Annotated in this window: 5 protein-coding genes; all 5 read left to right on the top strand. The window is 73.7% G+C overall.

The genetic code is table 11. The features are described 5' to 3' along the window. Positions 1-1,205 (top strand): aspartate aminotransferase family protein (locus GSF22_RS29790; RefSeq protein ID WP_208817241.1); only part of this gene is annotated, 1,205 nt, incomplete at its 5' end. After that, a complete protein-coding gene (locus tag GSF22_RS29785) occupies positions 1,202-2,410 on the top strand; it encodes an enolase C-terminal domain-like protein (protein WP_208817240.1) in 1,209 nt (402 codons plus the stop codon). The genes GSF22_RS29790 and GSF22_RS29785, both read left to right, overlap by 4 nt. Next, complete coding sequence (locus GSF22_RS29780) at positions 2,410-3,177, top strand: SDR family NAD(P)-dependent oxidoreductase (protein ID WP_208817239.1); 768 nt, start codon at positions 2,410-2,412, stop codon at positions 3,175-3,177. Before GSF22_RS29785 ends, GSF22_RS29780 begins: the two co-directional genes overlap by 1 nt. Next, positions 3,162-4,658 (top strand): M81 family metallopeptidase, encoded by a 1,497-nt coding sequence (locus GSF22_RS29775; RefSeq protein WP_208817238.1) that lies wholly within the window; start codon positions 3,162-3,164, stop codon positions 4,656-4,658. The genes GSF22_RS29780 and GSF22_RS29775 overlap by 16 nt, the downstream gene beginning before the upstream one ends. Next, on the top strand, positions 4,655-5,683 hold the full coding sequence (locus tag GSF22_RS29770) for a class I mannose-6-phosphate isomerase (protein WP_208817237.1): 1,029 nt from the start codon (positions 4,655-4,657) through the stop codon (positions 5,681-5,683). The genes GSF22_RS29775 and GSF22_RS29770 overlap by 4 nt, the downstream gene beginning before the upstream one ends. The last annotated feature ends 10 nt before the right edge of the window (positions 5,684-5,693 follow it).

Here is a 5,693-nt window from a genome sequence, read left to right as displayed (position 1 = left end):
GGCTGCGCCCGCACCCCCTGGTCTTCACCAGCGCCGACGGCCCCGTCCTGACCGACGTGGACGGCAACCACCTGATCGACTACTTCCTCGGCATGGGACCCATGCTGCTCGGCCACCGCCCCGCCACGGTGGTCGAGGCGGCCCATGCCCAACTCGACCGCAGCATCCTCGTCGCCGGCCAGACCGACCTGGAGTTCCAGGCCGCCCGGCTCCTGGTCGACCTGGTCCCCTCGGCGGAACTGGTCCGCTTCTCCGTCTCCGGCAGCGAAGCGGTGCAGGCCGCGCTGCGGGTCGCCCGCGCCGCCACCGGGCGGGACACCGTGGTCAAGTTCGAAGGGCACTACCACGGCTGGTTCGACAACGTGCTGTGGAGCGTGGCCCCCGACCCGGCCACCGCCGGCCCCGCCACCGACCCGGTGCCGGTACCCGGATCGGCGGGCCAACTCGCCGGACCGGGCGTGGCCGTGCTGCCCTGGAACGACATCGACCTGCTCCGCGCCCGACTGGTCGGACGGGACGTGGCCGCCGTGATCATGGAGCCGGTCATGTTCAACAACGCCGGCATCCTCCCCGAACCCGGCTACCTGGCGGCCGTCCGTGAACTCTGCGACGCCACCGGCACGGTGCTGATCTTCGACGAGGTGATCACCGGGTTCCGGGTCGGTCCCGGCGGCGCGCAGGGGCTGCTCGACGTGGTGCCCGACCTCACCGTGCTCGGCAAGGCCATCGCGAACGGGTTCCCGGTGGCCGCGCTGGTCGGCCGCCGACGCTACATGGACCTGCTCGCCACCGGCACGGTGCTGCACGGGGGCACGTACAACACCCAGTCGGTGGCGATGGCCGCCACCCTGGCCACCCTCACCGAGATCAGCAGCGGCCGACCGTACCAGCAGATCGCGGCCACCGGCGGCCGGCTGATGGCCGGGCTGCGGGAGGCCTTCGCGGACGCCGGGGTGCCGGTGGAGATCGTCGGCTACCCGGCCGTGTTCCAGGTGCGCTTCGGCGAGGTCCGCCCCCGCGACTACCGGCAGGCCCTCGCCGCGGACCGGGCCCGCTACGCCGACTTCGCCCACGCCCTGCTCCGTCACGGGGTGAGGGTCCTGCCCCGGGGCACCTGGTTCGTGTCCACCGCACACGACGAGTGCCACATCGATGCCACCCTGGCCGCCGTCCGGGCGGTCCTCGCCGAGGAGGAGAACCAGTGAAGATCATCGACTTCCGGGCCACCCCGGTCACCGTGCCGCTGCGCCGCCCGCTGCGCTGGTCGTTCGGGGTGGAGGTGAGCACCACCCGGACCATCGTCGAGCTGATCACCGACGAAGGGCTGGTCGGGGTGGGGGAGACCCGGGGCGGCGACGAGATCGTCCGCGCCCTGGAACTGCACCGCGACCTCTTCGTCGGCGTCGACCCCCTCGAAGTCGGCCGGATCACCCGCCGCTTCGGGGTGTTCCGGATGACCAGCGAGCAGCTCGCCCTGGTCGGCGCCGCCAAGCTGGCCGGCGCCGCCGTCGAGATGGCCTGCTGGGACCTGGTCGGCAAGGCACTCGGCAAACGCTGCGGCGACCTGTGGGGCGGCATCGAGACCGAGCAGGTCGAGTTCGCCGCGTACGTCTTCTACCGGTACGCCTCGATGACCGACGTCGGCGACGCCGACCAGCCGGAGAACGCCGTCGACCACGCCGAGGAACTCTTCGACCGGTACGGCTTCCGCGACATCAAGTTCAAGAACGGGGTACTCCCGCCCGAGCAGGAGATCCGCTCGGTCCGGCTGATGCGCGACCGCCTCGGCGACCGGCTGCGGTACCTGCGGCTGGACCCGAACGCGGTGTGGTCGGTGGAGACCAGCATCCGGGTCCTCAACGAACTGGCCGACTACGGCCTGGAGTTCTGCGAGGACCCGACCTGGGGCATCGAGGGCATGTCCCTGGTCCGGGAACGCACCCCGGTACCCCTGGCCACCAACATGTGCTGCGTCACCTTCGAACAGATCCCGCTCGCGGTCCGGCAACGCGCCCTGGACGTGATCCTCGGCGACGTGCACTTCTGGGGCGGCCCGGGTGCGGTGCTGCAACTGGCCAAGGTCTGCGAGACCTTCAACCTCGGACTCAGCCTGCACAGCGACCGGGAACTGGGCATCTCCACCGCCGCCGTGCTGCATCTCGCCGGAGCCGAGACGATGGTCAGCCACGCCATCGACACCCACCTGCTGGAACAGGCCGACGACATCGTCACCGAACCCTTCGTGTTCCACGACGGCCGGTTGCAGGTGCCCACCGGACCCGGCCTGGGCGTCCAGATCGACCAGGACAAGCTGCGCTTCTACGCCGAACACCACCGCCGGCACGGCGAGGGCAGCGAGTTCGTCGACCCCGCCCGCACCGGGTTCCGCGCCAAGTTCCCGAGGTTCTGATGGCCGCCAGCACACCCACCGGCCCGCTCGCCGGCCGGGTGGCCCTGGTCACCGGGGCGACCGGCGGGATCGGCCAGCGGATCGCCACCCGGCTCGCCGCCGACGGGGCGACCGTCGCCGTGCACCACCCGCCCGGCGACGAGGCGACGGCCCACGCCCTCGCCGACCGGATCGGCGGCCTGCCCGTCGCCGCCGACCTGCGCGAACCGGACCAGGTCGACGCCATGGTCACCGCCGTCACCGAACGGCTCGGACCGGTCGACGCGCTGGTCTGCAACGCGGCCACCTCGGTCGCCGCGAGCGGCGACTGGCGAACCCTGACCGCCGGGGACTGGGCGGACGTGTTCGCGGTGAACGTCACCGGCACCTTCCTCTGCGTACGGGCCGCCGAGGCGGGACTGGTCGCCAGCGGCCACGGCGCGGTGGTGGTGATGTCCTCGGTCACCCCGCTGCTCGGCCGCACCGGCAACCTGCACTACGTCGCCTCGAAGGCCGCCCTGGTCGGGCTCACCCGGTCCCTCGCCCGGGAACTCGGCCCCGCCGGCGTACGGGTCAACGCGCTCGCACCCGGCGCGATCCGTACCCCCGCCGAAGCCGTGTACGGCGACGCCGACGACCTGGCCCGCACCCTGTTCACCGTGCAGTCCCTGCGTCGGCGCGGCGAACCGGACGACGTGGCCGCCGCGACCAGCTTCCTGCTCGGCCCGGACGCCGACTTCGTCACCGGTCAGCTCCTGGTCGTCGACGGCGGATGGGTGATGCACTGATGGCCCGCCCACGGATCGCGGTGGCGAGCATCGTGCAGGAGACCAACACCTTCTCCGCACGACCCTCCACCCTGGACGACTTCACCGCCCACGGACTGTGGCTCGGCACCGAGGCGGACCGACGCACCGCCGGCACCAACACCGAACTCGCCGGGGCCGTGGCGGCCCTGCGGGCCGCCGACGCGCAACCGGTACCGCTGCTGCGCGCCTGGGCGATGTCCGGCGGCACCCTGACCGACCCGGCGCTGGACCGGCTCCGGGACCTCCTCTGCGACGGCCTGACCGCCGGCGGGTTCGACGGTCTGGTCCTCAGCCTGCACGGCGCGCTGGTCGCCGAGGGCGACCCGGCGGCCGACGCGGCGCTGACCGAGGCGGCCCGGTCGGTGCTCGGCCCGGACACGCCGATCGTGGTCACCCACGACCTGCACGCCAACCTGACCCACCGGATCGTGGTCGCGGCCGACGCGCTGGTCGGCTACCACACCTACCCGCACGTCGACCAGGCCGACACCGGCCGGCGCGGCGCGGCCCTGCTGCTGCGGATGCTGACCCGGGGCGAACCGGTCGGCACGGCCCTGGCCAAACGGCCCATGCTGGTACCCGCCGAGGCGCAGGCCATCGCCGACCCGCCGATGCGCCGGCTGCGCACCCTGGCCGAGGAGGCCACCGGCGGCGGCATCCTCGACGTGTCGCTGTTCCCGGTCCAACCCTGGCTGGACGTACCGGAACTCGGCTTCGGGGTCACCGTCACGCACACCGGCAACAGCGACGCCGCCCAGGCCGTGGCCGAACAGCTCGCCGACGAGGCATGGGCCTCCCGGGCCGACTTCGACGTCGAGGCGGTACCGGTGACCGAGGCGATCACGCGGGCCCGACCGGGCGCGGGAACGGTCCTGCTGGTGCACTCCGCCGACTCGCCCACCGCCGGGGCCACCGCCGACGACGCCCAGGTGATCGGCGCGCTGCTCACCCACGGCGCCGGACTGCGCGCGTACGCCACCGTGGTGGACGCCCCGGCGGTGGCCGCCTGCCGCGCCGCCGGTCCGGGCGGACCGGTCGACACACCCGTCGGGGCCACCCTCGACGCCCGCTGGTCGGCGCCGGTACCGCTGCGCGGCACCGTCGTGCGCACCGGCGCGGACCCGGTGGTCCTCGGCGGCGAGTCGATGACCGGCCAGGAGGTGTCGATGGGCCGCTGGGCCACCGTGGACACCGGCACCGGACTGGTCGTCCTGGTCACCGAACGACCCGCACCCACCTTCGACCCGGCCGGCTACCGGCACGCCGGCCTGGAACCGGCCGACGCCGACGTGGTGGTGGTCCGCTCGGCCACCATGTACCGGGCCGGCTTCCGGGGCCTCCACACCGACGCCGTCCTGCTCGACCTGCCCGGCGCGAGCACCCCCCGACTGGACTACCTGACGTTCACCCGGGCCCCCCGCCCGCTGTACCCCGTCGACCGCGCCGGAGGCCCCCGATGAAACCGCTGCGCCTCACCGACAACCGGGTACCCGTCTACTACGCCGGTGGCCGCCAGATCAGCGAGTTCCGGGGCAACCGGCCGGTCGACGGACCCGAGGACTGGGTCGGCTCGCTCTCCGCGCTGCCCGCCGCGATCCGACCGCCGCACGCCCCACCCGACACCGGGGTGTCCCGCACCCCGGCCGGATCCCTGCGCGACCTGGTCGCCGCCGACCCGACCGGCTGGCTCGGACCGGTCGTCGCCGACGCCTTCGCCGGGCAGAGCGGCCTGCTGGTCAAACTCCTCGACGCCGGGGAACGCCTGCCGGTGCACTGCCACCCGACCCGCGAGTTCGCCCGTACCCACCTGGGCAGCCTGTTCGGCAAGACGGAGGGCTGGATCGTGCTGCGCGCCCGACCCGGGGCGCGGGTCTGGCTGGGCCTGCGGGACCCGGTCACCGCCGGCGACTGGCGCGCCTGGACCGCAGCCCAGAACGCCGACGCCATGCTCGCGGCCATGAACGACCTGCCGGTCCGGCCGGGCCAGGTGCTCTACGTACCGGCCGGCCTGCCGCACGCCATCGGCCCCGGGGTACTGATCGCCGAACTCCAGGAACCGACGTCCTTCTCCGTCCTCGCCGAACACACCGCGTTCGGCGTCGGACCGGAGGCCGCCACCCTCGGCCTGGGCTGGGACCTCGCGTTGTCCTGCTTCGACCTGGCCGGGTACGCCGGACGGCTCACCGAACTGACCCCCGACCCGACCGTGCTGTCCCGGACCAGCGGAGGCGACCTGGTCAGCCTCTTCGCGCCCCGGGCCGACACCTTCTTCCGAGCCTGGCAGGTGACGTGCACGGAGACGGTGACCCTGCCGGAGGCGAGCTTCGCCGTGCTGGTCGTCACCGCCGGCGCCGGCCGGGTGGCCTGGGACGGCGGGGTACTGCCGATCGTGCGCGGCGACACCGTCGTGGCGCCGTACGCCGCCGGGCCGCTGCGGTTCGACGGCGCGGTCACCGCCCTCGTCTGCCTGCCCCCACAGCCGTGATCCGCGCCCG

This window comes from Micromonospora echinofusca (assembly GCF_017614955.1).
Classification (GTDB): Bacteria; Actinomycetota; Actinomycetes; order Mycobacteriales; family Micromonosporaceae; genus Micromonospora; species Micromonospora echinofusca_A.
This window is presented reverse-complemented; position numbering and strand designations above follow the sequence as displayed.

What these genes read in the sequence shown, in the direction of transcription:
- GSF22_RS29780 (WP_208817239.1), top strand. Translation starts at nt 2,410, where the DNA reads ATGGCCGCCAGCACACCCACCGGCCCGCTCGCCGGCCGGGTGGCCCTG.
- GSF22_RS29775 (WP_208817238.1), top strand. Translation starts at nt 3,162, where the DNA reads ATGGGTGATGCACTGATGGCCCGCCCACGGATCGCGGTGGCGAGCATC.
- GSF22_RS29770 (WP_208817237.1), top strand. Translation starts at nt 4,655, where the DNA reads ATGAAACCGCTGCGCCTCACCGACAACCGGGTACCCGTCTACTACGCC.